This window comes from Streptomyces sp. NPDC020362, assembly GCF_040642095.1.
In the GTDB taxonomy this organism is placed as follows: domain Bacteria; phylum Actinomycetota; class Actinomycetes; order Streptomycetales; family Streptomycetaceae; genus Streptomyces.
In genome coordinates this window covers 1-2,315 of record NZ_JBFAET010000443.1, presented here as the reverse complement: position 1 = coordinate 2,315, position 2,315 = coordinate 1, and the positions used below count along the sequence as shown (strand labels likewise).

Here is a 2,315-nt window from a genome sequence, read left to right as displayed (position 1 = left end):
GCGGCTCCCCGAAGAGTCAGCGGGCGCGGCGGCGCAGCAGGATCCACAGGGCGCCGCCGGCGAGGACAAGGGCGGCCGCGGCGCCGATGGCGATGCCCGTCAGCGGCAGTCCGGAGCCGTGGGAGGAGCCGGCCAGGGTGGATGCGGCCGGCGAGTTCGGCTTGGTGCCCGTCCCTGAGGGCCGCGGAGCGGGGCCGTGGCTGGGCGAGCCCGGCAGCGGCTGGACGTCCCACGGCGTGGTGTTCCGGTCGGCGGGGCCGGGCCGTCCCCGGCCGTGGACCAGGACCTGGTAGGGACGGCCGCCTCCGTAACCGAGGTAGACGCTGGTCTTGTCGGCGGGCCAGGAGCGACCCGCCGTGTCCTCCAGGACCCGCCACACCTGCGCGGCCGTCCAGTCGCGGTGCTTGGACCACACCAGCGCCGCATCCGCCGACATCAGGGCCGAGGCGGCCGCGGTGCCCCCGCCGTCTACGCAGTACCGGCGGAAGGTGGCGTCGCACCAACGGGGTATGTCCACGCCTGGGGCGGAGATCTCGACCTCCTTGCCGTGCTGGGAGGTGGGGGCTACCGTGCCGGTGCGGTCGATGGCGGCCACTCCGACGACCTCGTCGTAGGCGGCCGGATACTGCTGCTTGTTGCCCTCCTTCGCGTTGTCCCCGGTGCCCGCGAACATCAGCACGCCCTTCTTGACGGCGTAGTTGAGCGCCTGATGGTCGTAGTCGCTGCCGATGACGTACTGGTTGCCGATGGTGATGTCGATGATCTGGGCGCCCGCGTCCACGGCGGACGTGATGGCGGCGGACAACGGGTAGTTGGGATCAGGGAGTTCGTTGTGCCGGATCGGCGGTACCCGGATCGGGATGATCTGTACGCCCGGGGCGAGGCCCTTCAGTCCGCCGCCGCGTCCCGTTCCGGCGATGAGTTCGGCGGCCGTAGTGCCTGCGCCGGTGGTGTCGTGCGTGTCCGTGACGCTGCCCTTCGCCAGCCCGGCCTCGACCAGGGCGTCCTTCCCCCGTAGCACCTGACCGCGCAGCGAAGGCGTCCCGGGGTTCACCCCCGTGCCGATGACAGCGACCTTGATCCCCTTGCCGGTGCTGACCTTCCAGATCTTGTCGGCGCGGATGGCGTTGAGATACCACTGCTTGGGGGCCGGGTCCGCCGCGTCAGCCAGGGGTGCCGTCCCGGCCGTGACGAGGAGCGCGGCGGCAGCCACAACACAGATGCGAAGCAGTTGATGCATGCCTGTATTGGATCACCAGCGCCCAGGGACGCTGTGATGAGCCCATTGGCCGGGGCTTGCTCGGCTCCCACCACTCCCGCCTGGTGCGCGGGGGTGCGGCACAGGGCGGGTCAGCGGGCCTGGGTGACGGTGACGGGAACGTCGGGGCAGCCACCGAGTACGTCCGCGAGGGCGGCTCGCTCTGCGGGGTCGACGCTCGGGCCCCAGCGGGTCTTGTCCGCGCCCCAGTCGGTGACGTAGTGGCAGCGGTAACCGGCGGCCGGCGGAAGCCACGTGCTGGGGTCCTGGTCCGCCTCGGACCGGTTGCCGGCCGTCGTCACCGCGATCAGCGCCCGGGCGTCACCGAGGTCGTTGGCGTAAGCCTCCCGCTCCTTCGCCGTCCAGGCATACGCCCCAAGTCCCAGGCCTCGGCCTGCGGGACCAGGTGGTCGATGTCCAGTCCCGGCGGATCCGTTCCCTCCTCACCCCGAAACGGTGACACCATGCACAACGCTCGCAGAGCCGCGAACGGCGCAGTCAATGCCGCAGGACCTGGCAGCCTGCGCAAGATCGTCGCGGCCGGCCTCATCGGCATCACCATCGAGTGGTACGACACCTCGTCCGATGAGAGCCGCGACGTGCGGTCTTGTGTACTCCGCGGCTCGAAAGTCAGCACCCGGCCAGCACAGGAGCGTGCTGGCCGGCCAAGAGGGGCACGGAAGGAATGCGCCTGTGCCGTACGGCGGGCCCCAGCCACTCCTCGGGGCCGCCCGAGCGGCTCAGCACGGTGCATGGCGGACGTTCTTCCGCCCGAGCGGTACGTCCTCCTCCCGAGTCGTTCACCCGTATTCCACGGCCGCGTCCAGCAGCCAGTCCGTCAGGTAGCCGGCGAAGGAGGAGCGCACCAGTACCCAGAAACCGGCCCTGGCTTCGTCGCGGGCGACCAGGACGACCTGCGTGCGCGCCAGCGTCGTCTGGGCGCAGCGGCCGGGGCCGAAGGCGCGCGGGTGGAGGTCCAGTGGGCAGCCGTGGGACAGCAGGTCGCGGGCGCGGGGTCCGGCGACCAGGATGGTGGTGCGCTGGGCGGAGACGTCGG

At 71.4% G+C, this 2,315-nt stretch carries 3 protein-coding genes; all 3 read right to left on the bottom strand.

Annotation, left to right across the window (positions count from 1 at the left end; genetic code table 11):
* Positions 1 to 16: 16 nt before the first annotated feature.
* Entirely contained in the window at positions 17 to 1,240 is a 1,224-nt protein-coding gene (locus tag AB0H32_RS48010) for a S8 family serine peptidase (RefSeq protein WP_361135972.1), read from the bottom strand.
* Positions 1,241 to 1,350: 110 nt separating this feature from the next.
* Positions 1,351 to 1,644, bottom strand: coding sequence for an HNH endonuclease family protein (locus tag AB0H32_RS48005; protein WP_361135975.1), 294 nt, complete (start codon positions 1,642 to 1,644; stop codon positions 1,351 to 1,353).
* A gap of 414 nt (positions 1,645 to 2,058) precedes the next feature.
* The coding region (locus tag AB0H32_RS48000; protein ID WP_361135969.1) for a sarcosine oxidase subunit gamma family protein at positions 2,059 to 2,315 on the bottom strand (257 nt) is incomplete at its 5' end.